Annotated in this window: 18 protein-coding genes and 1 tRNA gene; 6 read left to right on the forward strand and 13 right to left on the reverse strand. The window is 61.2% G+C overall.

What is annotated here, in order from left to right; genetic code table 11:
• The 4 genes from Q8N40_RS08865 to Q8N40_RS08880 form a co-directional block, all read right to left on the reverse strand.
• Positions 1-418, reverse strand: a 418-nt coding sequence (locus Q8N40_RS08865) for a caspase family protein (RefSeq protein ID WP_305711548.1), incomplete at its 3' end; no start/stop codon positions are given.
• 351 nt (positions 419-769) lie between these two features.
• On the reverse strand, positions 770-2,188 hold the full coding sequence (locus Q8N40_RS08870; RefSeq protein WP_305711549.1) for a caspase family protein: 1,419 nt from the start codon (positions 2,186-2,188) through the stop codon (positions 770-772).
• Positions 2,189-2,428: 240 nt separating this feature from the next.
• Positions 2,429-4,591, reverse strand: a complete 2,163-nt coding sequence (locus Q8N40_RS08875) for an adenylate/guanylate cyclase domain-containing protein (protein WP_305711550.1) — start codon at positions 4,589-4,591, stop codon at positions 2,429-2,431.
• A 36-nt stretch (positions 4,592-4,627) separates the two neighbouring features.
• Complete coding sequence (locus Q8N40_RS08880) at positions 4,628-5,299, reverse strand: hypothetical protein (protein ID WP_305711551.1); 672 nt, start codon at positions 5,297-5,299, stop codon at positions 4,628-4,630.
• Positions 5,300-5,400: 101 nt separating this feature from the next.
• Here Q8N40_RS08880 and pap point away from each other — a divergent pair, with 101 nt between their 5' ends.
• Entirely contained in the window at positions 5,401-6,915 is a 1,515-nt protein-coding gene (pap, locus tag Q8N40_RS08885; RefSeq protein WP_305711552.1) for a polyphosphate:AMP phosphotransferase, read from the forward strand.
• Positions 6,916-6,949: 34 nt separating this feature from the next.
• On the opposite strand, the gene Q8N40_RS08890 is transcribed toward pap, so the two are convergent.
• Positions 6,950-7,567 carry an OmpA family protein gene (locus Q8N40_RS08890; RefSeq protein WP_305711553.1) on the reverse strand — a complete coding sequence of 206 codons (618 nt, stop codon included), beginning with the start codon at positions 7,565-7,567 and terminating at the stop codon, positions 6,950-6,952.
• 215 nt (positions 7,568-7,782) lie between these two features.
• Here Q8N40_RS08890 and Q8N40_RS08895 point away from each other — a divergent pair, with 215 nt between their 5' ends.
• Both Q8N40_RS08895 and Q8N40_RS08900 read left to right on the forward strand, forming a co-directional pair.
• On the forward strand, positions 7,783-9,027 hold the full coding sequence (locus Q8N40_RS08895; protein ID WP_305711554.1) for an ABC transporter permease: 1,245 nt from the start codon (positions 7,783-7,785) through the stop codon (positions 9,025-9,027).
• Positions 9,024-9,749 (forward strand): ABC transporter ATP-binding protein, encoded by a 726-nt coding sequence (locus tag Q8N40_RS08900; protein WP_371135650.1) that lies wholly within the window; start codon positions 9,024-9,026, stop codon positions 9,747-9,749. The genes Q8N40_RS08895 and Q8N40_RS08900 overlap by 4 nt, the downstream gene beginning before the upstream one ends.
• A 60-nt stretch (positions 9,750-9,809) precedes the next feature.
• Here Q8N40_RS08900 and Q8N40_RS08905 read toward each other — a convergent pair whose 3' ends face one another.
• Positions 9,810-10,964 carry an efflux RND transporter periplasmic adaptor subunit gene (locus Q8N40_RS08905; protein WP_305711555.1) on the reverse strand — a complete coding sequence of 385 codons (1,155 nt, stop codon included), beginning with the start codon at positions 10,962-10,964 and terminating at the stop codon, positions 9,810-9,812.
• Between the two features lie 24 nt (positions 10,965-10,988).
• A complete protein-coding gene (locus Q8N40_RS08910; RefSeq protein WP_305711556.1) occupies positions 10,989-12,008 on the reverse strand; it encodes a tetratricopeptide repeat protein in 1,020 nt (339 codons plus the stop codon).
• Positions 12,009-12,458: 450 nt separating this feature from the next.
• On the opposite strand from Q8N40_RS08910, the gene Q8N40_RS08915 reads away from it, so the two are divergent.
• The 3 genes from Q8N40_RS08915 to Q8N40_RS08925 all read left to right on the forward strand — a co-directional run bounded on the left by Q8N40_RS08915 (position 12,459) and on the right by Q8N40_RS08925 (position 15,716).
• Positions 12,459-13,937, forward strand: a complete 1,479-nt coding sequence (locus Q8N40_RS08915) for a caspase family protein (protein ID WP_305711557.1) — start codon at positions 12,459-12,461, stop codon at positions 13,935-13,937.
• Between the two features lie 126 nt (positions 13,938-14,063).
• Complete coding sequence (locus Q8N40_RS08920; protein ID WP_305711558.1) at positions 14,064-14,474, forward strand: hypothetical protein; 411 nt, start codon at positions 14,064-14,066, stop codon at positions 14,472-14,474.
• A 228-nt stretch (positions 14,475-14,702) separates the two neighbouring features.
• The gene (locus Q8N40_RS08925; protein ID WP_305711565.1) at positions 14,703-15,716 is read left to right on the forward strand and encodes a patatin-like phospholipase family protein; all 1,014 of its coding nucleotides are present in this window, start codon (positions 14,703-14,705) and stop codon (positions 15,714-15,716) included.
• A 212-nt stretch (positions 15,717-15,928) separates the two neighbouring features.
• Here Q8N40_RS08925 and Q8N40_RS08930 read toward each other — a convergent pair.
• The 6 genes from Q8N40_RS08930 to Q8N40_RS08955 form a co-directional block, all read right to left on the reverse strand.
• Positions 15,929-16,004, reverse strand: a tRNA-Lys gene (locus tag Q8N40_RS08930).
• Positions 16,005-16,179: 175 nt separating this feature from the next.
• Positions 16,180-16,782, reverse strand: coding sequence for a Spy/CpxP family protein refolding chaperone (locus Q8N40_RS08935; RefSeq protein WP_305711559.1), 603 nt, complete (start codon positions 16,780-16,782; stop codon positions 16,180-16,182).
• 130 nt (positions 16,783-16,912) lie between these two features.
• Positions 16,913-18,238 (reverse strand): TRAP transporter large permease, encoded by a 1,326-nt coding sequence (locus Q8N40_RS08940; protein WP_305711560.1) that lies wholly within the window; start codon positions 18,236-18,238, stop codon positions 16,913-16,915.
• Positions 18,235-18,810, reverse strand: a complete 576-nt coding sequence (locus Q8N40_RS08945; protein WP_305711561.1) for a TRAP transporter small permease — start codon at positions 18,808-18,810, stop codon at positions 18,235-18,237. The genes Q8N40_RS08940 and Q8N40_RS08945 overlap by 4 nt, the downstream gene beginning before the upstream one ends.
• A gap of 144 nt (positions 18,811-18,954) precedes the next feature.
• Positions 18,955-19,953, reverse strand: coding sequence for a TRAP transporter substrate-binding protein (locus tag Q8N40_RS08950; RefSeq protein WP_305711562.1), 999 nt, complete (start codon positions 19,951-19,953; stop codon positions 18,955-18,957).
• A gap of 221 nt (positions 19,954-20,174) precedes the next feature.
• Positions 20,175-21,734, reverse strand: a complete 1,560-nt coding sequence (locus Q8N40_RS08955; protein WP_305711563.1) for a 2-isopropylmalate synthase — start codon at positions 21,732-21,734, stop codon at positions 20,175-20,177.
• Between the last annotated feature and the right edge of the window lie 1,448 nt (positions 21,735-23,182).

The raw sequence follows: 23,182 nt of genomic DNA on the forward strand, positions 1-23,182 counted from the left end.
TCGCAAACGGATTGTCGCGGCAGGCGTCCAGGATCACGATGTTGACGCGGCTGCCGCGGCCGAGCTGCTGCATGACCAGCGGCACCGGGATCAGCGCGATATCGAGTTCTGCCTCGTATTCCACCTTGGCGTCGATCGGAAGCAGATAGTTCTGACCGTTCACCTGCAGGCCGTGGCCGGCGTAAAAGAACAGCGCGACGTCGGCGCCTTCGGCGGCGCGACCGAAGGTGGCAAGCGTGTTCAGGAATCCGTTGCGATCGAGGTCGAGCCCCGGAATGACATCGAAGCCCATGGCCTTGAGGCGCCCGATCATGTCGCTGGCATCGTTGCGCGGATTAGGGAGGCGCGGGACGTTCGTGTAACCCGAATTGCCGACCACCAGCGCGACCTTGCGCTCGGCGAACGCCGGTTGCGCCATCGTCAACGCGAGCCCCAAAATGGCCGCCGCACAACGAATCATTGAGCTGAAATGCATGGTCCGCGGCCTCAACATTTCTAAAATAGCCGTCCTTCCGTCTCCCGCTTTGATCCAAGTTAAGATTGGACAAGCGCAGTGTGCTTCTGGGGATTCCAGCCAAAGCCCAGCACTCGATGTTTGCGCCGGCTCACCTCATGACTTCAAGCGTCCAGGACAAGCGGGGGCAGCCCGTGATTCGTCGATGGACGCCTCCCCTCGTCGCTCATGTGAAAGCCGCCGGGCCAAGGGTCCGGCGGCTTGCGTGTCGTCAGAAAGGCCGTGGCAACCTGGCCCTCCGGTCCATCCAGCCTATCAGTGTGGGTGGCCGCCCGGTGCCGGTCCCGAAGGCTCGCGATGGCCTCCTCCGCTGAGACCACCGGCGATGCCGATCCCGATGCCGATCCCCTGCATGATGACTTCGGGGGGAATCCCAGGTTCTGGACGGCGCCTGGTTTGGATGACCTCGCCGCGCGGCTCCGCACGCTTCACACGCTTGGTCGGCGTCGGCTCCTTCTTTTTGAGCGGCTTGGTGGGCTCAACCGGGCACGGGCACATCGGTCCCAGCGCGACGTTGACCGGCTGCGCGCCAAATTCGCGATTGAGGACGCGCTCCCGCAGCTTGCGCGCGGTCACTGCCAGATCGCTGTCCGGGTAGCTCGCCAGGAATGCCTGGTAGGACGACGCAGTATTGATTGCAACGGCCGTGGCCCATGCCCGCATCACATAACGGCGCTCAAGCTGCACGCGTACGCGCATGTTATAGGGAGGCTGGGCAAACAGCGCGACAAAGGCTTCATATGCGGGGACCGAGTCCTCGGAAATGACCAGATCGTAGGCCACCTTCGGATCCTTGCCGCGCAGCTCCTTGCGCCACTCTTCCATACTGCGCCCCGCTGACGGCGCCTTGGCGGGTGCCGCGGCTTTCTCTCCCGAGGGCCTTGGCGCCGCACCGGCTTCACCAAAGAACTTGAATTCGGTCGTCAGCGACGAACTCTCCCATGGAATCTGCCTGCCGTCGGTCGCCTGGTTGACCGCGACGCGGACGCGCTTGAAAGCTTCCTCGATCGGCAGGTTCGGCTCCTTCGCGACCGAAAGCAGCGCCGTCGTGTAAGGACTGTTGGCGCCGCTGCCGTCTTCTGCCACTGCACCCGGCGAGGTCGAATAGGAAATGAAGGAGCCTGCAGCCCCGGCCTTGGTGTCGACGATGGCAAGCCCACGCCCCGCCGCCGCGTTGATGCCGGGGAACGGGTTGTTGCGACAGGCGTCGAGCATGACGATCCGCATCCGTGTCGGCACTGCTGCCAGGGTATTCAAGAGGTCGTTAAGCCGGACCGCCTGCAGAGGGATATCGGCGTCGCGTTTCGGATCGACATCGACCGGCACGAGATAATTCTCGCCATCAATCTGCAAACCGTGGCCGGCGTAGAACACCAACGCCACGGTGTCCGGTCCGCTCGCCGCAACCTTGGCGGCAAAATCGCTCACGGTCTGACGCATGTCATTTTGCGACAGATCTGCGGCCGTGGTCACTTTGAAGCCGGCGTTGCCGAGCATTTCGGTCATCTTCTGGGCGTCATTCGCCGGATTCGGCAGCGCCACCACCGAACGATAGGCTGATTGGCCGATGACCAGCGCGACCCGGTTCTCGGCAAACGCAGCAGGGGCGGCGAGCTGGAAAAGCAGCAGGGCTCCGGATGCCAACAATCGATTCCGACGGAAAAGGTGGAACATGTCGTCACCCCTTGGAAAATGCGGCACTCGCAATCGAGAATGCCCTGAATGCAAAGCCATTTTCTATCCTATTGGTCATGCGGTCCCTTGATCTGCGTCAATCAAGACCGCCCGCATTGCATGAGCAGAGGAGAAGTGTCGTGCGATTGCATTCCCCACCACGGCCCTCTTGATCCGCTCAGGATATTTCGCGTTCGCGGATGACAAGACGAGATGTCGCCGGCGCCGCCTTTGCCGTCACTACTTCCCTTCCAACGTATTGACTGGTTCCCACTCCGGAGGTGGAGGATTGTCGGCAAATCGTTTCGCTCGATCATGAAACAGTGCGGACGGGGGATCGACGGCAGAAACCCGGGCAAAGCATTCCACGGCGCGGCTGAATTCACGAGCCCGCCAGCAGGCGAGGCCTTCGGCATAGGCTACTGCCTTGACCGACTGTTCGAGGGTTTGCTGGCCAGATTCGGCCAAAGGCTCGTAAATCTTGACGGGATCGGAACGTCCCTTGACCCGGATTGCATCGAGTTCGCGCCACGCGAACGTCGTCCCCGTCAATGCCACGGTCATCTCCGACGCCATGATCGAGGTGGCAAAATACTTGTTAGCTCCCTCGAGTCGTGACGCGACGTTCACGGCATCGCTCATCACGGTGTAGTTGAAGCGCCGCCGCGAGCCGATGTTGCCGACCAGCGCATCGCCGGAGTTGAGTCCGATGCGGTGGGCCAGCTTGTGTCCCTGAAAGGCGACGTTTTTTCGATTGAGCTCTTCGAGCCGGTCGCGGCAATGCAGCGATGCACGCACTGCGTTGCAGGCATGATCGGGATCGCTGACCGGCGCCCCGAACACCGCGACGATCGAATCGCCGACGTACTTGTCAACATAACCGCCGTAGCCCTCGATAATATCGGTCATCCCCGACAAATACTCGTTCATCAATGCCACAAGCGCATTCGGCGGCATCTTCTCGGCGATCGTGGAAAATCCGGCTATGTCCGAAAAGAAAACCGTGATGTCGCGCATCTCGCCGCCAAGCTCCGGCATTTTCTCCGACGTCAGCATCGTTTCGATGACCTGGGGCGCGAGGTAGAGCGCGAAGCTCTTGCGCAGGAACCGATCTTCCTGATCCGCGACCACGAAGCGGTATCCGACCATGGCGGCCAAAGCCATGAATCCGGCGAGAATCGGCTCGCTCAACGGCAGCGCCAGCGGCCAATAAGTGAACGCGGCCGCCGCGCCGAGAATGTAGGCGGCAACCGCTCCCAGATAGGTCAGCGCCGCGCCAACCGGCGCAAGCATACGCGCAGCGAACGCCGCCAGCGCGGCAAAGGCGACCGCGATCAGGGTCATGGACAGGCGTCCGGGTTCGACCACGGCGTTGCGGCCGATCAGGTTGCTGACCGCGGTGGCATGAATGTAGACGCCCGCGATCGAACTGCGTCTCACCTGCCGCGGAGCCTCCGGTGCCGTCAGCGCGCAACGCGGTGCCCGGGCGCTGTCGGGCCCCGTCACGAACCGTTTCGACGTGAGCTTCCGGTCCTCGAATCCGAGCAATGTGCCGACGATCACGACTTTGCCGTCGAACTGGCGATGGAAGAAATCCCGGTCGTCCTTGCCGACGCATGCGTGCAGGTCGGCAAACGAGAAGGTCGGGACGTCTTCGCCGCCACCGCGAAAATTGAGGGTGAGCGTGTTCGGCACCGCGCCCGGAATCTGGTAGCCCGCGAGCGTCATGGCGCCGGCCGGCGTCAGCTCGGGCTTGGCATCGAGCGCACGCGACGCCAACTCGACGGCCATTGATGGCACCGGCTTGCCATCGATCAGGAATGTCAGTGGCAGTCTTCGCACCACGTCGTCGAAATCGGTATACACATTGAGGGCCCGTATGTTGGCCTGGTGACGCACCGCTATTCGCTGCGCCGGCGCGGGTCGAACCGGCTCATCGCGGCTCTGAATCTCCCCCAGCACCACCTTGCCGGCGGCGGAAGCGGCAGCCAGGGCACGGAGAAAATCCCGATCGAAGCCGCGCATGCGCGCGCCCAGCGGCTCCTCGCCGAACGGAATCTCGGATTGTTCGATTGAAGTCGGGAAAACGACATCCAAACCCACGACTTTCGCGCCGCCATCGACGATCGCCGTCAGAACCCGGCCGATCTCGCGGGTCCAGGTCAGGGTCGGTGATCCCTTGAAGGGTGGTGTCCGATAGCTTTCCTCGTCGATCGCCACCACCACCACCGGCGCCGGAATGGGACCCCGACGATCACCGAACAATCTCGAGCGCACCGCCGTGAGGATATCGATCGACAAGCCATGCACGACCTCGAGCGCCGGCGAAGCAAAGACTATTCCGCACAAGAGCACTATGGCGATGCCAGCGAGAATGTCTCGTCTGGCCGCTCTGTGTTTCATATGGCTCGTCCCGTTTACCGGCCGCCAGCGTCCTGTTCAGAGGCGCAGAAGACGGCCGACGATCGGCGTTGAACCGGCCGCGGCGCCGGAATCGACCCTGAAGGTCATCCTGCGTGACCCCAGAGTTGCCGTGTAGATGCCGCCCGCGGTCAGCGACTTCCCAGCCTTGGCGAGGTCGTAGAATTTGCCGCGCTGGAGGGACTTACTCTCGATGGGCAGCGTGTATCGTTCGCCCTGCACGTCGATTCGTTCGATGATCAGAGTGCCGCCGCCCTTGACTTCCACAATCGGCGACAGCCCATAAAGCGTAAGCTGCGGCGAAGGTGGAATGGCTTCGCGCTGGCCGGGTGTCATGGCGCGAAATGTCGTCGCGGCGCTCTGGCTTGCCTCGCGATCGGAGAGCTGAACGGCGTTCGCGTCGCAGGCGACCTTGGCGCGCTGGATCTCGCTGAGATGGACCATGCTTTGTTCCTCGCCCACGACCACGGTTCCCCCGGTGATCGTTTCTCGCCAGCAAGATTTCATGTAGCCCAGCACGACCGACGCCTTCGGCCCGAGCTTGATGACCTTTCCCGGCGCGACATAGTCCATGAACTCGACGCCAACGACCTTGCCTTGCAGATCCTCAACAATTGCTACCGGCACCTGGGCAGCGGCCGATGTCGCCAAGCCAAAAACGCCGACGACGGCGCCAATCAAGCTCTTCATGGTACGATCCTTTGAAATTCTTGACATTCTCGGATACTGGCAGCCAGAGACTTTGATCTGAATCATTTTGAAGCAGAGAAAATTCCTGCATTAGTTCAAATATGTTTGAATCCGCCAAGCTGAAGCATCACGTCGACAAGGCCGCCTACCGCCGCGAGGAAGCAAAGCTGCGCGAGGCACTGCTCAACGCGCAATTCGACCTCAAGCAGCAGGGTCGATTTCCGGTGCTGATCCTTATCGCGGGCGTCGAAGGCGCCGGCAAGGGCGAGACCGTCAATCTGCTCAATGAGTGGATGGATCCACGGCATATCCACGCCCACGCGTTTTCCCAGCCCTCGGACGAGGAACGCGAACGGCCTGCTCATTGGCGGTTCTGGCGTGCACTGCCTCCCAAGGGTGAAATCGGCATCTTCTTCGGCGCATGGCACACGATGCCGATCGTGCAGCGGGTGATGGGCGAAATCCGCAAGGCAGAGTTCTCGGCCGCAGTCGGGGAGATTCAGCGCCTCGAAAAGATGCTCTGCGATGAAGGCGTCGTGCTCATCAAATACTGGTTTCACCTCTCCAAGGGCCAGCAAAGAAGGCGTCTCAAGTCGCTGGAGCAGGACCCGAAGACCCGCTGGCGGGTTACCGACGTCGAGTGGGACTATTTCAAGCTCTATGACCGCTTCATCAGGGTCTGCGAGCCGTTCCTGCGTGAAACGTCGACAGGCGAAGCGCCCTGGATCGTGGTGCCCGGCGCCGACTCCCACTTCAGGGCACTCACGGTGGGACGGCACCTGCTTGCAACCATTCGCAAACGGCTCGACGAAAAGCAACCGAAGGCATTGCCCAGGAAGGCGCTGCCGCTGCCGGCGCCTACAGACAATCTGAACGTGCTCAGCGCGCTCGAACTCAACCGGAAAATGACGAGGGAGGAGTACGAACAGGAGCTCGAAAAGTGGCAGGGGCGTCTCAATCTTGCTTCGCGCGACCCGCGCTTCAAGACGATGTCGGTAGTTGCGGTATTTGAGGGCAACGATGGTGCCGGCAAGGGTGGCGCCATCAGGCGCGTGACCCAGGCGCTGGATGCGCGCTGGTATGACAATATCTCCGTCGCGGTACCGACCGAGGAAGAGCGCGCGCAGCCGTATCTTTGGCGATTTTGGCGCCATCTGCCGCGCCATGGCAGTCTGACGATCTTCGATCGCTCCTGGTACGGGCGGGTGCTCGTTGAAAGGATCGAAGGCTTCTGCTCGGACGCAGACTGGATGAGGGCCTACAGCGAGATCAACGATTTCGAAGAATCAATGGTGCGTCACGGCGAGGTGGTCGTGAAATTCTGGCTGGCGATCAGCAAGGACGAGCAGTACCGGCGCTTCAAACAGCGGGAGAAGGTTGCGTTCAAGCGTTTCAAGATCACTCAGGAGGACTGGCGCAATCGCAAGAAGTGGGAGGCCTATGAAGTTGCGGTTTGCGACATGGTGGATCGCACCTCGACCGCGGCTGCGCCATGGACCCTGGTCGAGGCAAACAACAAATATCACGCCAGAATCAAGGTATTGAAGACCCTTTGCACGGCGCTCGAAGAACAGCTGGAACGGATCCCGAAAAAGCCGGCCAAGAAGAAGCAGTAGCGGCGCCTACGGGCCGTCGACCTGAGAAACCTGACTATCGCCCAGCTTCCTGCTTGGTTTCCAGGTTCGTGACCTGTACCCGGCGATTTTCTCCAGCCAGAGGGTCGCTCGTGTTCTTGAGCTGTTCCTCGCCGTAGCCCGCCGTCACGAGCGTATCGTCGGAAATCCGGAATTTGCGGACGAGGAAGTCCTTGACCGACTGCGCTCGACGCTCCGAAAGTCGCTGATTGTAGTCTTCGCCGCCCTTTGCGTCGGTGTGTCCGCTGAGAAGATAGACCCCGCCTTGCAGCTCCGCATTTGTCAGCGCGCGGCCGAGGTTCATCAGATCGGGGACGGCCTTCGACGCGATCTCCGACGAATTGAAGTCGAAATAGATCTCGAGGTCGATACTCGGCCTATCCTTGGCGATGGACGCGAGCTCGTTCCGCTCATCGCCCGTCAGCGCGCGCGTCCGGGTCACCGACCGCAAATTGCGCACGACAGCTTGCCGTTTGACATCCTTCGGCGATGGGGTCGCGGTCAAAGCCCGCGCCAGCGGAGGCGGCTTCAGCGCGTTCAGTATCTGGGACTCGCTGGCCCGCTCGGCCGCCCCAGCGAACCCGCAGCCAGCGAACAGCAAAAAGCCGCCCGCAACGACCGTCAACGCGCGCATGAGTCTATTGTTGGGGTGCTGATATCTCGACATGTCGCCCTGCCCTGTGCATGAAGGTTTTCAACTATTAGGCCCCTGGGGCTTCCTCAACGTTGACGGAGATCAAAGAAGGCGCGCCCATTGGGGTTACAAACTACCGGCGCCATCCTGATCGCGCCCTTGTCATATGCGCACGGCGGGCCGGTCGAGCCTGTTCTCGCCGGGGAATAAACTAGATGAGAACGCCACCCATCCTCTTCATCGCCTGGGCCCATGTCACGAACCGCGTACGGCAGACACTCATCGGCGTCATAGGTGTTGCCACGGGCGTGGGCTTTACGATCATGATCTCCGGCGTCATGGAGGGAAGCCAGCGGCAATTCGTCGGGACGCTGGTCGATGCGTTGCCCCACATAACGATCACGGACGAACGCCTGTCCGTCGCACTCCAGCCCGCCGAGCAAGTTTATGGTGCTGCACAACGATCGAGTTTCACGGCAACAGACAAGCGCCCCGGAATCTCCAACTCGAACCTGCTCATGGGCTCGCTCAGGAATTGGCTGCCTGGTGCAATAGCACCGGCGGTCAAGGTCACGGCCATGATCAACTCCGGTAGCGCACGTTTCGGCATAACGGTAACCGGAATTGATCCGCGCCAGGAGGAGTTGGTCTCCAAGCTGGCGAAGCAGATTGTGTCCGGCGAACTCTACGGTCTGTCGCGAGGATCCAATGCTGTCCTACTCGGCCAGACCCTTGCGACCAAGATAGGAGCACGCGTCGGAAGCACGGTAACGATCACCCCCGGGACCGGAAGCCCGATCTCGGCACCGGTTGCGGGAATCTATCGATCGGGCGTGCGCGAAGTCGATGAGAGAAAGGTGTACAGCCTGATGCGTACGGCCCAGATGATGGCCGGACAGACCGATCTGGTCAACGAAATGCGCATCCAGCTCGATGACGCATTTCATGCCCGGGAAATTGCAGACCGGATTGCAGGACAGATCGGTTACCGGGCCATACCGTGGCAGGAGGCAAACGCGGACCTGCTTTCCTCGTTGAAGGTCCAGGAAAAAATCATGAACGTCATCATGGCCGCCATGATGCTCGCGTCCACGTTCGCAATCTACAGCATCATATCGACGATCACCAACGAGAAGCGCAACGACATCGCGATCATGAAATCGCTGGGAATGAAGGAGTATTTCGTCCAGGCCATCTTCATTACGGAAGCAGTCATGATTGCCATCGTCGGAATTCCGGTAGGCTGGCTGCTCGGGTACCTGCTGTGTTACGCGACGACGTACATCAAGTACTCGAATCCCATCACGGAGGGCGTGATGGCGATCGCCCCCTATTATTCCATCACGCACTATATCGTGGTCGGCATGATTACTCTGGGGTGCTGCCTGTTGTCGGCCTTCCTGCCGTCGAGGAAGGCCAGTCACGTTCATCCGGTCGACATCATACGCGGCGCGTCATGACCGAAACTGTCGTACAAACGGTTGGTCTCATGCGGCGGGTCGAGAGCGGCACAGCAATGGCCACCATCGTCAACGGCATCGATTTGACCGTGAACAAGGGAGAATTTCTCGCGATAACCGGCCCCTCCGGATCCGGAAAGTCGTCCCTGCTCTATCTCATCGGCCTGCTCGACGCGCCGACCGAAGGGGAGATATTCATCTGTGGTCAGCCGACCTCCGCCATGTCGGATTCAGAGCGGTCCGATATGCGGCTGAGCAAGCTTGGATTCGTCTTCCAGTTCCATTTTCTCCTGCCGGAATTCAGCGCGCTGGAAAACGTGCTGCTGCCGATGCGCACGCTCGGCGAATTGTCGGAAACGGAAATGCGCGAGAAGGGGACGAAATTGCTGACCTCCCTGGGCCTCGGCGACCAGGTGTCGAGAAAACCGAGCCAGCTATCGGGAGGCCAGCGCCAAAGAGTCGCGATCGCGCGCGCGCTGGCCAATGATCCGGCGATCATCGTGGCAGACGAGCCGACGGGAAACCTCGATACCGTATCAACCAATCAGGTGTTTGAGATCATGCGAGAGGTTGCCAACAGCGGACGGACGGTGATCGTGGTTACCCACGACGTCGGATTGGCGGCGCGAGCCGACCGCAGGGTCAATGTCGTGGATGGGAAGATCGCCGGGATATTCGTCAATGACGCGGCCAAAAAGGTGCCGGTCGCGGAGCCACAATAGGCCGCCGAACCCGCGCCCGTCGGTGCCTCGGACACAGCGTGCCAGGCAGATCGATCAATTCTAGCGCGCATCCCTGCGGGCGTCGCTTACGATGTTGTTGAGATGGGTCGACAGCGAGGTTGCGATTTCCTGGTCGATGTGGTCACGGCTGGTTTCAGGGCGTCCGGAACTGTCCGGTCCCGCAGCGGGCGGCGGCACTACCTGGCTCACCACATTTTCGGTCCGTACCCGCCTGCCGTCGGCGAGTTCCTTGCGCGCCGGTACCAGAAGGGTAACCCCGGGTGAGATAGCGCCTTTCACTTCCGTCGCACGGGTTCCGCGCACTCCCGTTGCAACGGGAATCCGCTTGACCTTGCCGTCACTGACGGCTTGCACTGCGCCATCAAGGATTGCTTCATTGGGGACGACGATGGCGGAGGGCGTTTCCCTGAAGATGATATTGACTTCCACGTTCATCCCGATCTTCAGCGGCGTATTGGTCGGCAGCCGCAGATAGACGCGGAAGGACTTTTTCGTGGGATCCCCTTTCGGGGTGATTTGAGAGACGGTGGCGCGCATCGACTGGTTCGCGAACGCTTCGTTGGTCAGAAGGGCCGTCTGGCCCAGCGCAACGTGAAGTATGTCTTCCTCGTTTATCTCGGCAACCACCTGCAGGGGCGATGGCGTTCCCACCCAGAACAGGACGTCCGTGGGGCCGACGATCTCGCCGACTTCGCTGTCACGACGCAGGACCAGGCCGTCCATCGGGGCACGAAGAACCAATCCCTCGATTCGGCTTTTTTGGGCCGCAATCCGTGAGCTGGACTGCTCGACTGCGGTTCTTCGTTGTTCGATTTCGGCCTTCGGCTTGTCATCCTTGTTGGCCCGGTCGAGATCCCTGATGAATTGCTGGTGCGCCGCTTCCATCTCCTTGAGCTGAGCGGTCTCCTCTGCATTGTCCTGCTGGGCGAGAACCTGCCCCTGCTTGACCATCGAGCCCTCACAGCGACACATTTGCACGAGGCGTCGCCGCTGAACCGGCACCACCTTGGCCCATTGCACCGGCTCGACGATGCCGCTGCCGTAAACGAACTCCGATACCGGCGCGAGGGTCGCGATCCCGACTTTTACGAGTGGCGGCCGGCCGTAGTAGAAATAGTATGCACCCCCACCCAGGCCCAAAACCATGGTGACGGCTGCAATGGCACGCAGGATCTTCTTTACGGTCGGCGACACCGACATTCTCCCTGTCCCGGGTGATCAACGTATTCCGTAGGATTCCAGTTCTTCCCGAATCACCGGATCGATTACAGTCGCAGCTTTCATGTCGGCATTTCCGGCGCTCGTCCTGCCCTGCCGCTTGTAGGCAAGGCCGCGTCCGTAAAGAGAGGTCGCGAGCCTCGGTTTCAAACGCAAGGCCTCGTTGAAGTCTGAAATCGCGGGATCAAGGCGACCGAGCATCAGATTGGCGAGACCCCGGCTATCGTAGGCGTCGGCATAGTCCGACCGAAGACGCAACGCCTCGTCGCAATCGGAAATCGCCATTTGACCGAGCCGAAGTGCGACATTGACCCAACAGCGGTTGTTGTATGCCTGCGCATCCCGCGGATTGAGTTCTATCGCACGCCCGAAATCCTTGCCGGCCAGATCGTATTCCCGCAACCGTGCCAGGACGTTGCCTCGCTTGTAGTAGGCATCCGCATCCTGCGGATTGCGATTGATCGCGTCCGTGAGCCTGTCGTATTCGGCGCCGCGTCGACGATCGGTCGTGACAGGGCTGCTTTCCGCAGGCGGATTGACGGCCACCTGGCCGGACGAGAGAGCGATCGACTGGGCGCGCTGCTTGCCTTCGGCGACCTCTGCGCCCGTCATCCTGCCCGCCAGCAGGTCCAGAAGCCGTTGCGCGCTCCTTTGGGTGTCAGCAGGGTTCGCGTTCGTCGCGGCTGCCGACGCCCATTTGTAGGCATCCACATTGCTTTTGGCGGCGCCCCTGCCGATGGCGTACATTTCGCCGGTGACGAGACGGGCCTGAGCATGGCCGCGTTCAGCCGCGGATAGGAACCATCGGAACGCCTCGACATCGGACTGGGCAACGCCAATGCCCTGAGCATACAGCGCTCCCAGATAGAATTGGGCTCTGACGTCCCCTTGTTGAGCCGAACGGAGATAGCCTTCCGTCATTATGGCGTCAGCGCTTTGGGCGCTCGCATCAGGAATGCGGGCGCCGACGAGAGCAACAATCGCGGCGATGAAAAGAACCCTAAGCATGGCCTCCGGCAATCTCTCTTACTGACTTCGCTGCAGCGCAGCCGCAAACAACTGGATGATGTCTAGCGACAAGCCCCTGGGCGCATGTTGATATTCCGCAAGCACACGAGGGATTTTCTCACGCGACTACGCGGAAAGTCTGGTCCCATCTGACGACTATGTCGCGCCTGGTTTGATCCAGATCAATACGGTTTCGTTCGGCAAGGCTCGGACTTCGGCCGTCACCCCGGCCGGACACCCTTTTGGGACAGCACGCACCGCGCCTTGCTCTCCCCGCACACGCAAAACCGTCCTGCCGGCCTGCGCTGCGTTCCTTGCGCTAGCGCAAGGCGGCAATCCGCCTCCCGGCTAACTTTTAAAAACGAGGAGCCTATGAGGGTCTTGCGGATCTGCCTGGTTGGACTGGGGTGCTGGCTAGCGGCTGTTTCGGCAGCGGCGTCGCAGACAGAGAAACGTGTAGCGTTGGTCGTCGGCAATGGCGCCTACAAGCACGTGCCGGCGCTGCGCAACGCGCCGTCCGACGCTTCCGACATGACGGCCAGGTTCAGGGCGCTCAGCTTCGAGACCTTCGGCGGAATCGACCTTGACCGCGTGGCGCTGGTCAAAGCACTGGTCGCCTTTGGCAGGGCGGCGGAACGGGCCGACGTGGCGGTGTTGTTCTACGCCGGCCACGGCGTGCAGGTGAACGGCCAGAATTATCTGGTTCCGACTGACGCCCAGGTCGAATACGAGGCGGAGCTCGACGTGGCGCTGGTCCCGCTCGAACTCGCGATGCAGCAGCTACGCCGCGGCAGCCGGGTCAATATCGTGATGCTCGACGCCTGCCGTGACAATCCGTTCGCGCCGAACCTGTCGCGGACGATGGGAACCAGATCGGCAGGTGCGTTGGGGCGGGGCCTGAGCCGCGTGCCGGCGGTGTCGGGGACGTTCGTGGCCTATGCGACGCAGCCGGATAATGTTGCGCTCGACGGCGAGGGACGCAACAGCCCGTTCACCACAGCACTTCTGAAGCATATCGAACAGCCGGGACTGTCAATCTCGGATCTGATGATCGAGGTGCGTAACGATGTGATGCAGTCGACCAACGGCAAGCAGGTGCCGTGGGATTCCTCGTCGCTGACCGGGCGCTTCACCTTCAAGCTGGAAGGCACGGTCACACTTAGGCCGGAAACCGGCGTATCGGAGGAGATGCTGTTCTGGCAGTCGGTGAAGGATTCGCGGACGGCGATCGAGATCGAGGCCTATCTAAGGCGTTATCCCCAAGGAGTTTTCGCCGACCTCGCGCGCGCCCGCCTTGCCGAGATCGACCGTAACCCGCCGCCGGCGAGCCAACAGGAAACCGGCCGGGCCGACGGAACGGCGGCGTCGCAGAAGATGTTGACGATCCCGCTGACACCGAATGCCTGGATTCGGGTCGGCCCGCAAACCGGTCAAATCCGGGGATCTGACCAGGGACTGGTCCTGATCGGCGGCGCCTGGACCAACGGCCGGCTGATCAACGGGCGGCAGGATGGCATCACCGCGCAGTCGGGCGATACCTTCGATTTCAGTAACGGCGGCGACGTATACGTCAGCTTCAAAGCCAACGGCGCCGGCAAATACATGTCCTTCACGCCGCGGCTGGTCTCGGGCGTGGCGGTTCCGTACATGTCGACCCACAATTCCTGGGCCGGCAGCGTTGTGGTGCCCGATGGCATGCCGCTGTTCGCCCATCTACGCATTCAGACCGACGGCAGCTATCGGCTCGTCATCACATCCGGCAACTATGACCTTCGTGGCGGCGGCCTGCTTCTGCAGTCCGCCGGCAAGCTCACCAGGCTGTCGGCGCCGCTCGAGCTGCATCTCGGGGACAACTATGCGAGCGAGCGGGCGGGCCTCCTGGTCACCGAGGTCAAGGTGCATCTCGATGCGGCCAGGTCAGCCTCTCGCCCCCGAGACTGAGGACTGGCTCGATGGCGAGTTCGGGATGGCGACAGGTTTCTGGAGAGTAATATGCCCGACGCATGCACCTCGTCCTATGATCGCCACTGTTGCCGGACCCGCAGCCGGCCAAGAGGCATCGGGTTGATGGCTGCCGCTGCCGTCATGATGGTTTCGACGGCGGAGGCGGCGCCATTGCCGCCATTTCCTCCCGTGAACGTCTGCGGCGTCATCGTCGAACAATCCTGGGTTCCGGCCGAGTCCGTGCCGGGGCAGAAGGGCTTTTCAGGCAGCCTTGGACATGATCGGACATTTCCCGCCCACCACCGGATTGTTCTCGAACACTACACCGGAATCGACGCGACGACCGCTCGAAGGATCAACGGCTTCCTCAGTATGCCGGAGCTATCGGATATCAATCGCGTGGCCCTTCGCCTGCCGACGGACAACCCCGAACTGCTTCGTGGCGTTCATCGCCTCTGCGTTGAGGACTTCACCATTCGCGGTGACGAAGGCGGTACATGGACGACATATGGTCGGCTGGTTCCTACGCAATGACTAATGTTCATCTAACCTGTTCCCAAGGCAATGGAGGGGACGGAGGTAAGCCCTGGGTTTCACATGTGTCGCTACCCAAGCAGGCATCGGGTGAATTCAGGTATCTGCGTGCAGACTTCCGCGGATCACGAAGCTTTGGACGAGGTGGAGGCCATGGAAATTGGTTCGGCGAGGGACGCTGCGGGAAGGCCCGGACTGGGGGCCGATCACGAGGCAGCATCTTCGAACATGGTCAGGATCGTCAACCTCGCGCTCCAGGGCGGAGGCGCACACGGCGCCTTTACCTGGGGCGTGCTCGACCGACTCCTGGAGGAGGAAAATCTGGCCTTCGAGGGGCTCAGCGCGACCAGCGCCGGAGCAATGAATGCGGCCGTCTTCGCCTACGGACTCACCGTGGGCGGCCGCGAGGGAGCGCGCAAGGCGCTCACCGACTACTGGAAGCGCATCGGCCAGATGGCCACGCTGGGACCGCTGCAGCCAAGTCTCATCGACAAGATTACCGGAAACTACCAATTGACCTGGTCCCCGGTGTTTTCCGCGATGAATTTGCTGACGCGCGTGCTGTCGCCGTATCAGTTCAACCCCGCCAACCTCAACCCGCTGCGCGAAATCATCGAGCAGTCGATCGATTTTGAGGTGCTGAAGCGCCCGGATTGTCCGGTCAAACTCTTTCTCTCTGCGACAAACGTTCGCACAGGTAAGGTCAAGGTCTTCGCCGGAGAGGAAATTTCGGCAGCCGCCGTGCTGGCTTCGGCATGTATCCCTACGGTATTTCAAGCGGTCGAGATCGACGGTGAAGCCTATTGGGACGGCGGTTACATGGGCAACCCTGCACTCTTCCCGCTAATCTACAACTGCAAGGCCCCCGATATAGTCATCGTTCACATCAATCCCCTGATCCGCAAGGAGGTGCCACGCACCGCCGACGAAATTTCAAACCGTATCGACGAGATCAGCTTCAATTCGTCTCTAATGAGGGAGATGCGGGCGGTCAGCTTTGTCACCAGGCTCGTCACGCAGCACCGCATCGTCGGCGAAGAGCTGCCACATGTGCTCATCCACAGCATCGCCGACGACGCATTCATGGAGTCGCTCAGTTCGACGAGCAAGTCCAATGCCGACTGGTGCTTCCTCACCTATCTTCGCGACCAGGGACGAAAATGCGCCGGCGACTGGCTTGCGAAAAACTTCGTCAAGATCGGTTTAGAGTCGTCGGTGAATATCGATACCGTATACCTCTGAACGTGTCGGCGGCGTCCTCGACGATTTTGGAGAGCGACAACGAGCAGGCGACCACGCGGGCCAGCTTCTTCCTCGTGTCGACACCCGCTATCAAACCATGACCCGGAATACTGCTGCACGATGAGGCCGCGGCATTTTGCATTTTATGGTTGCATGATTAAAACCATGCACTTTCGACGATCTTGGAAGCCCCTGCCGAAGACAGGGGTTCTTGGTGGGCGCACCAGGGCTCGAACCTGGGACCCGATGATTAAGAGTCATCTGCTCTACCAACTGAGCTATGCGCCCGGGACTTGGCCCGGAAAAGCCTTCACAAGAGGGCGTCGTTTAGCAAAGCGATTCCCCGATGTCCAGCAAGGTGGCGGGGTATTCCCCCGCTCATCTCGGCACCACGGAAGGGCAAAAAAGCCGCCGGAATCCGGCGGCTTTTGACGTATTTCGATCGATTGAAGCCCGGCTGCGTCTAAAGCCGCTCGGGGCCGCCCCGGTCGCCGCGATCCTTGGCCGGACCGCCGTCCCGGTCATAGCGATCCCGCTCAAAACCGCGGTCCCGGCCGCCATCGTCGCGGTCCATGCCACGGTGATATCCGTGATCGCGCCAGCCGCCGCGGCCGGACCGGCCTTCCATATGGGTCAGGATGGCGAGGCGGCGCTTCTGGCCGTCGTCGAGGGTCTTGTAGAGCGGATCGGCCGCGTCAGCGATCCGCTTCATCGCCGCCGCCGTGGTCGCCATGGTGTCGGCGCGGTCGCGCAGGCGCGTCACCGGATCGGGTCTCGGGGTATCCCTGTCGTCGCGCCGCGCGTTCATCCGCGCATTGGCGCGATCGATCCGCAATTTGGCGAAATCCCGCACCGCGGCCTCGACCGGCGGCCACAGCTTTTCCTGCTCGGCGTTGAGCTTCAGGCCGGCCTTGACCGCGGCGATCCGCGCGTCGGCGAAGGCCGCCCTGTCCTCCGGGTTGATCCGCTCGTGGTGGTGGGACCACGAACGGTCGTGCTGGGCATAGACCGCGGTGGAACCCGCGATGGCGAGCGCCGCGATCCCGGCGATGGCGAACTTCTTCATGCGAACCTCCTTGGAAAGGTTGGCTGAAGATGAGCGCGCCCGGCCCGCCAATCAACTTACAGTTTGGACAGAGTGGCCACTCTTACCAAGATGTAATCTGCAGATGCCAGGCGCTTGCAGCTGGTCTCCCTCACAGCATGCCGAGCGTGCGTGGCAGCCACAGCGAGAGCTCCGGTACGTAGGTCACGAAGCCGAGGAAAACCAAGAGCGTGATCAGCCATGGCAGCACCGCGATCGACAATTCCGTAATGCCCATCTTGGCGATCCCGGAGGCGACATAGAGATTGAGTCCGACCGGCGGATGACACATGCCGATTTCCATATTGACCACGACGATGATGCCGAAATGCACCGGATGAATCCCGAGCTTGACCGCGATCGGATAGAGGATCGGCGCCATGATCAGAACGATCGACGACGGCTCCATCACGTTGCCGGCCAACAGCAGCAACACGTTGACCACCAGCAGGAAGGTGATCCAGTTGATTCCGCTGTCGGTAATCCAGGTCGACATCGCCTGCGGAATTTGCTCGCTCGTCATCAGGAACGAGAACAGCACCGCATTGGTGACGATGTAGAGGATCATCGCGCTCATGTTCGCGGACACAAGCAGGACCTTGGGCACGTCCTTGAACTTGAGATCCTTGTAGATGAACATCTCGATCAGGAAGGCGTACACCGCGCTCATGGCGGCGGCTTCGGTAGGCGTAAACCAGCCCGCATAGATGCCGCCCAGCACCACGACGATCAGCGAAATGCCCCAGATCGAATCCATGAAGGCACGCCAGGCCTCGCCCCACGTCGCCTTGGGAATTTTCGGATAGTTGTTCTTCCAGGCGCGATACCAGGTGGTGGTGGAAAGCATGATCGCCAGGATCAGGCCCGGCACCATGCCGGCCATGAACAATTGCCCGACCGACGCGGACGAGACCCGCTCACCGGCCGGGCCGAAATAGACCGCGCCGCTGGTCGATACCGCATAGATCACCATGATGATCGAGGGCGGAATCAGGTTACCGAGCGCGCCGCCGGTGACGATGACTCCTGCGGCAAATCGCTTGGGATAGCCGACCGACAGCATCGCCGGCAGCATGATCGACCCGATCGCCACGACGGTCGCCGGCGACGAGCCCGACACCGCTGAAAACAGCGCCGCCGCCATCGTCGCGGCGATACCCAGGCCGCCGGCCCAATGACCGATCATGGTCCTTGCGAATTCGATCATTCGCCGCGCGACGCCGCCATGGGTAAGGAAATTACCGGCGAGGATGAAGAACGGGATCGCCATGATCTCGAACTTCTCGATGCCGGTGAAGAGCTTGAGCGCCACGGATTCGATCGGCACCGTCGTCATGAAGAACAGAAACGACAGCACCGTGAGACCGAGCGAAATCGAGATCGGCATGCCGGTCAGCATCAGCACGATCAGCAGGCCGAAAATGATGGCGGCGCTCATCGGGTGATCCCCGCAGCGCCGGCACCGGGCGCATCGATCTCGATGCCCTCGACCTGGGTTTCGTCGTGATGGGGCAAATGGCCGGTGCGCCAGAAATTACGGGCCACCTGCAGGAAGCGGAAGCACATCAAATAGGAACCCAGCGGAACGCACAGATAGATGATCCAGCTCGGCAGTTCCATGTCTGGCGTCACCTGGTCGGTGCCCATCAGCCCCCAGACGAATTTCGCCCCCATGGAGCCGACCACGAACGTGAACAGCGCGCCGCAGAACAGACTGAACATGACCGTGATCTTGCGCTTTCCCGGACTGAGCTGGTTGACCAGCACGTCGACGCCGACATGGATGCCGGTTCGCACGCCATAGGCCGCGCCGAACTTCGCCATCCACACGAACATGATGATGCAGAGTTCCTGCGCCCAGCCCAGATTGATCGGAAACAGCAGCGGATAGAACAGGGGAATACCGACCAGATAGCGGTGCGCCACCGCGATGAAAATGATCACGGTGGCCGCAGCGATCAGAAACGTGATCAGCCATTCCTCAAGCCGGTCGAGGATGCGTAGAAACATCAATTCCCCCCGTGCCAATCAGTCCAGTCCCGGACGGGTTGGATGATCCTGCGCGCCATTTCCCCCGCGGCCTCCGGCCACGGTCGAAGACATCGTCAAGACATCGAAGGGCTTCCGCGCTGACACGGAAGCCCTGATGTCGTCCTAGTTGGTCGCGCCCCTCGTCTCCTTGAGGAATTCGTCGATCAGCGTCTGGCCGACGCGGCCGGCGACGTCCTTGTAGACCGGCTCCATCGCCTTGCGCATGGCGGCATCCTGCTCGGGCGTCAGCGTGATAATCTCGCTCTTGCCGGATTTCTTGATCTCCGCCAGCGCGTCGTCGTTTTCCTTCTGTGACTGGCCGTTGCCGTAGGCGGTGGCTTCCTGCATGGCCTTGTCCAGCTGCGGCTTGATGTCGGCGGGAATTCCATCCCAGAACTTCTTGTTCACGACCACGACGTAGCCGATGTAGCCGTGATTGGTGACCGTGATATGCTTTTGCACCTCGTGCATTTTCTGGGTGTAGATATTCGACCAGGAGTTTTCCTGGCCGTCGACGACGCCGGTCTGCAACGCCTGATAGACTTCGGAGAACGCCATCACTTGCGGGATCACGCCCAGTGCCCGCATCTGCGCATCGATCACTTTCGATGACTGAATGCGGAACTTGAGGCCCTTGTAATCCGCCGGCGTGATCAGCTTCTTGTTGGCGCTCATCACCTTGAAGCCGTTGTCCCAGTAGGCGAGACCTGTCATCCCCTTGGCGTCGAGCAGCTTGAGGAGTTTTGCGCCGAGCGGACCGTCGGTGACTTTGCGCAGCGTCTTCAGATCCGAGAGAATGTAGGGAAGATCGAATACCTCGAATTCCTTGACGCCGATCGGGCCGAACTTGGCGTTCGACGGCGCCAGCATCTGCACCGCGCCGAGCTGCAGCGCTTCCAGCTCTTCCTTGTCCTTGTAGAGCTGCGAATTCGGGTAGACCTCGACCTTGACCTTGCCGCCGGTGTACTTCTCGGCCAGTTCCTTGAATTTCTCGGAAGCCAGTCCTTTCGGCGTATTCGGCGCCACAACGTGACTGAACTTGATGACGATCGGCGCCTGCGCCGATGCCGGACCGATCAGAGCCAATGCTGCGACCGACGCCGCCAGAATCAATTTATGCATGTGTCCTCCAGCATGATTTTTGCGAAGCGCGCCGTTGGCGCGACTCCTAGCTTGTATGCCAGCCGAACCAATATAGAGAAGCCGGTCGAAACGCCATTGCCTGTTGACAGGGATGTCCAAGAACCGATGTTGCAACGCAAAACGCGGTACCGAAGGCACCGCGTTTCGATATGGCTGTCATTCCCGGGCATCGAACCCGGAATGACGGGCTATTTGCGCATTCAACTCGCCGCTTGCGCCGGCATGTCGCGCTGGCGCTTCATGACGATCTTGTTGAGGGCGCCGAGATAGGCTTTTGCGGAGGCCACCAGCGTATCCGGGTCTGACGCCTTCGAGGTCATCGAGCGGCCTTCATGGGCGAGCCGCACCGACACCTCGGCCTGCGCGTCGGTTCCTTCGGTCACGGCGTGGACCTGATAGAGTTCCAGCTTGGCCTCGTGCGGCACCAGCAGCTTGATGCAGTTGAACACCGCATCGACCGGGCCGTTGCCTTCGGCTTCCTCGATCTTGATCACGCCGTCGATGCTGAGCTTCATGGTGGCGCGCTGCGGACCATGGGTGCCCGCGATCACCGTCAGCGAGGTCAGCTTGATGTGGTCATGCGCGTTGGCGATTTCCTGGTCGACCAGCGCCTCGATGTCCTCGTCGTAGATGTCCTTCTTGCGGTCGGCCAGCGCCTTCATGCGCACGAAGGCGTCTTCCAGCTGGTTGGCGCCGAGCTTGTAGCCCATCTCCTCCAGCCTGTGGATGAAGGCGTGACGGCCGGAATGCTTGCCGAGAACCAGTGAGGATTTTTTCAAGCCGATCATTTCCGGCTTCATGATCTCGTAGGTGGAAGCATCCTTCAGCACGCCGTCCTGGTGGATGCCGCTCTCGTGGGCGAACGCGTTGCGGCCGACGATGGCCTTGTTGTACTGCACCGGGAACGAGGTCGCGGCCGACACCAGTTTCGAGGCCCGCGTCAGCATGGTGGTGTCGATCTGGTTCCACCATGGAAACACGTCATTGCGCACGTTGATCGCCATCACGACTTCTTCCAGCGCGGCATTGCCGGCCCGCTCGCCGATGCCGTTGACGGTGCACTCGATCTGCCGCGCGCCGCCGGCGATGCCGGCCAGCGAATTCGCCACCGCCATGCCGAGATCGTTGTGGCAGTGCACGGAGAAGACTGCCTTGTCGGAGTTCGGCACCCGCTCGATCAGCGTCCGCATGAAGCGGCCATACTCTTCCGGCGTGGTGTAGCCGACGGTATCGGGAATGTTGACCGTGGTGGCGCCGGCCTTGATGACGGCCTCGACGATCCGGCACAGATAGTCCATCTCGCTGCGGGTGGCGTCTTCCGCCGACCATTCGACATCGTCGATCTGGTTGCGGGCGCGGGTGACGTTGGCGATCGACAGTTCCATCACCTGCTCCGGCGTCATGTTGAGCTTGACGCGCATGTGCAGGGGTGACGTGGCGATCACGGTGTGGACGCGGCCGCGCCGGGCGAATTTCACGGCCTCCGCGCAGCGGTCGATGTCCTTCGGATTGGCGCGCGACAGGCCGGCAATGACCGAGTTCTTCGAGCGTCGGGCGATCTCGCTGACCGCCTGGAAATCGCCTTCCGAGGTGATCGGGAAGCCGGCCTCGATCACGTCGACACCCATGTCGTCGAGCATCTCGGCGATCTCGATCTTCTCCTCGAAGCTCATGGTGGCGCCGGGGCACTGTTCGCCGTCGCGCAGGGTGGTGTCGAATATGATGACGCGGTCCTTGTCGGACTTGGAAGCGCTGGTCATTGGAAAATTCCTTTAGCTGATGCGCTGCTCGCGAGCGCGGAAGGGATCTGGTGATCTCGCGCAACCCCTGAGTGCCCAGGCGCAAACCGCCCAGACGGCCCTCAGGGGCCGATAAGAAGCAGAAGCCCGCCAGGAAGCAGGGTGGGCAGTGACGCAGCCGGAATCGCCTGGGGACGGACGGCGTGCGCCGCTCCCCCCTGAACTCCAACCATTTCGCTGCGAATCAGCATTGCCAGACCCTTGAGAAGCGCAATCCTCGGCCAAAACCCTTGACGGTTCGTTGCCAGGACGGCGTTCCGAGGTCGTTTCTAGACGAGAAAGGGGCATGATCGCAACGCCAAAAGATGGTCAACCGGGTTGACCTAATTTGCATTCGCCTTGCCCGCTTTCTTTACCCTCCCCTGGAGGGGGAGGGTCGGCTCGCATCGCGAGATGCGAGACGGGGTGGGGTGACGGTCCATCGACTCGAACGGCACCCGAGGCGAGAGACTGTCACCCCACCCCGCCGCTCCTTTCAGTCGCGTCGACCCTCCCCCTCCAGGGGAGGGTAAGCAAGAACGCGCTCGCAATGACGGTTTCACCATCGACGATCCCACAAACACGTTCGCGCCCGCGGCGCGATGCGCCCGAGGCTTTGCAGATCGTTCGGCCCTCAGGATATCGAGGGCGCAGGGAAGACCGGGTGCGCGCTGCACCCGCGGTCTCGTGTGCAAAATGCACGAGTAAAAACGCACACGAGCATACAGGTTCAGCGGAGACACTCCGGCCTTCCCTGCGCAATGGCTTTACGGATTATAGCGTGCTCACCCCGGCGATCGGGCTTTCTTGTCACCGTCGCCAGCGGATAGATGGCTGATCCGCGCCCGGTCGGGCCGACCAGCCTTCCGCTGACTTGACGCCGGCGTCGAGGCGTCAGGCCCACACGATTTCACCGTACGCAACAACGTCGTCGTCCGCGCGCCGTTCGATCGCTCACGGAGTTGATCCCGCCCTGCAACCACCTGCGCGCCCGACGCTGCCGCGTCCACCGCATCCCGCCCCGCGTCTCTGACGATCCGGATACGCCCCTCGAGTGGGACGGGACAGCCGTGTATATGAACTGATTTGCTATTTCGGAAAAGCAGAATATTTTTGCGACAGGGGCTTGACATGACTTCCGATAACCAGAAGTGATTTGCCCGTCGGGTAGTCACACGAAGTCACACTGCCACTTGCGGCCGCGCCAAAGGCGCGCGCTCACTCATTTCGAGAAGTCCGTTATGCGGCGCATTTCGGACCCAACGCGGACATGGGCGCAAGTCCGAAAAGTGCCAACAGTAGACATCACGCTTCAGAGCCGCCACTTCCGAAAAGTGCCATAAGCAGAAATTCCGCGCTCGGACCGACTTAACGCTTGAGTATCACCAGCATCGGTCCGAAGTTTGCCGACGCTGCACCCACGCAGGAGA

Origin of the sequence: Bradyrhizobium sp. (assembly GCF_030693485.1) — a bacterium.
GTDB lineage: Bacteria > Pseudomonadota > Alphaproteobacteria > Rhizobiales > Xanthobacteraceae > Bradyrhizobium.

Bases quoted from the DNA above. Each gene is read 5' to 3' on its own strand.
- Q8N40_RS08870 (WP_305711549.1), bottom strand. From the start codon at position 2,188: ATGTTCCACCTTTTCCGTCGGAATCGATTGTTGGCATCCGGAGCCCTG.
- Q8N40_RS08875 (WP_305711550.1), bottom strand. From the start codon at position 4,591: ATGAAACACAGAGCGGCCAGACGAGACATTCTCGCTGGCATCGCCATA.
- Q8N40_RS08880 (WP_305711551.1), bottom strand. From the start codon at position 5,299: ATGAAGAGCTTGATTGGCGCCGTCGTCGGCGTTTTTGGCTTGGCGACA.
- pap (WP_305711552.1), top strand. From the start codon at position 5,401: ATGTTTGAATCCGCCAAGCTGAAGCATCACGTCGACAAGGCCGCCTAC.
- Q8N40_RS08890 (WP_305711553.1), bottom strand. From the start codon at position 7,567: ATGCGCGCGTTGACGGTCGTTGCGGGCGGCTTTTTGCTGTTCGCTGGC.
- Q8N40_RS08895 (WP_305711554.1), top strand. From the start codon at position 7,783: ATGAGAACGCCACCCATCCTCTTCATCGCCTGGGCCCATGTCACGAAC.
- Q8N40_RS08900 (WP_371135650.1), top strand. From the start codon at position 9,024: ATGACCGAAACTGTCGTACAAACGGTTGGTCTCATGCGGCGGGTCGAG.
- Q8N40_RS08920 (WP_305711558.1), top strand. From the start codon at position 14,064: ATGGCTGCCGCTGCCGTCATGATGGTTTCGACGGCGGAGGCGGCGCCA.
- Q8N40_RS08925 (WP_305711565.1), top strand. From the start codon at position 14,703: ATGGTCAGGATCGTCAACCTCGCGCTCCAGGGCGGAGGCGCACACGGC.
- Q8N40_RS08935 (WP_305711559.1), bottom strand. From the start codon at position 16,782: ATGAAGAAGTTCGCCATCGCCGGGATCGCGGCGCTCGCCATCGCGGGT.
- Q8N40_RS08940 (WP_305711560.1), bottom strand. From the start codon at position 18,238: ATGAGCGCCGCCATCATTTTCGGCCTGCTGATCGTGCTGATGCTGACC.
- Q8N40_RS08945 (WP_305711561.1), bottom strand. From the start codon at position 18,810: ATGTTTCTACGCATCCTCGACCGGCTTGAGGAATGGCTGATCACGTTT.
- Q8N40_RS08950 (WP_305711562.1), bottom strand. From the start codon at position 19,953: ATGCATAAATTGATTCTGGCGGCGTCGGTCGCAGCATTGGCTCTGATC.
- Q8N40_RS08955 (WP_305711563.1), bottom strand. From the start codon at position 21,734: ATGACCAGCGCTTCCAAGTCCGACAAGGACCGCGTCATCATATTCGAC.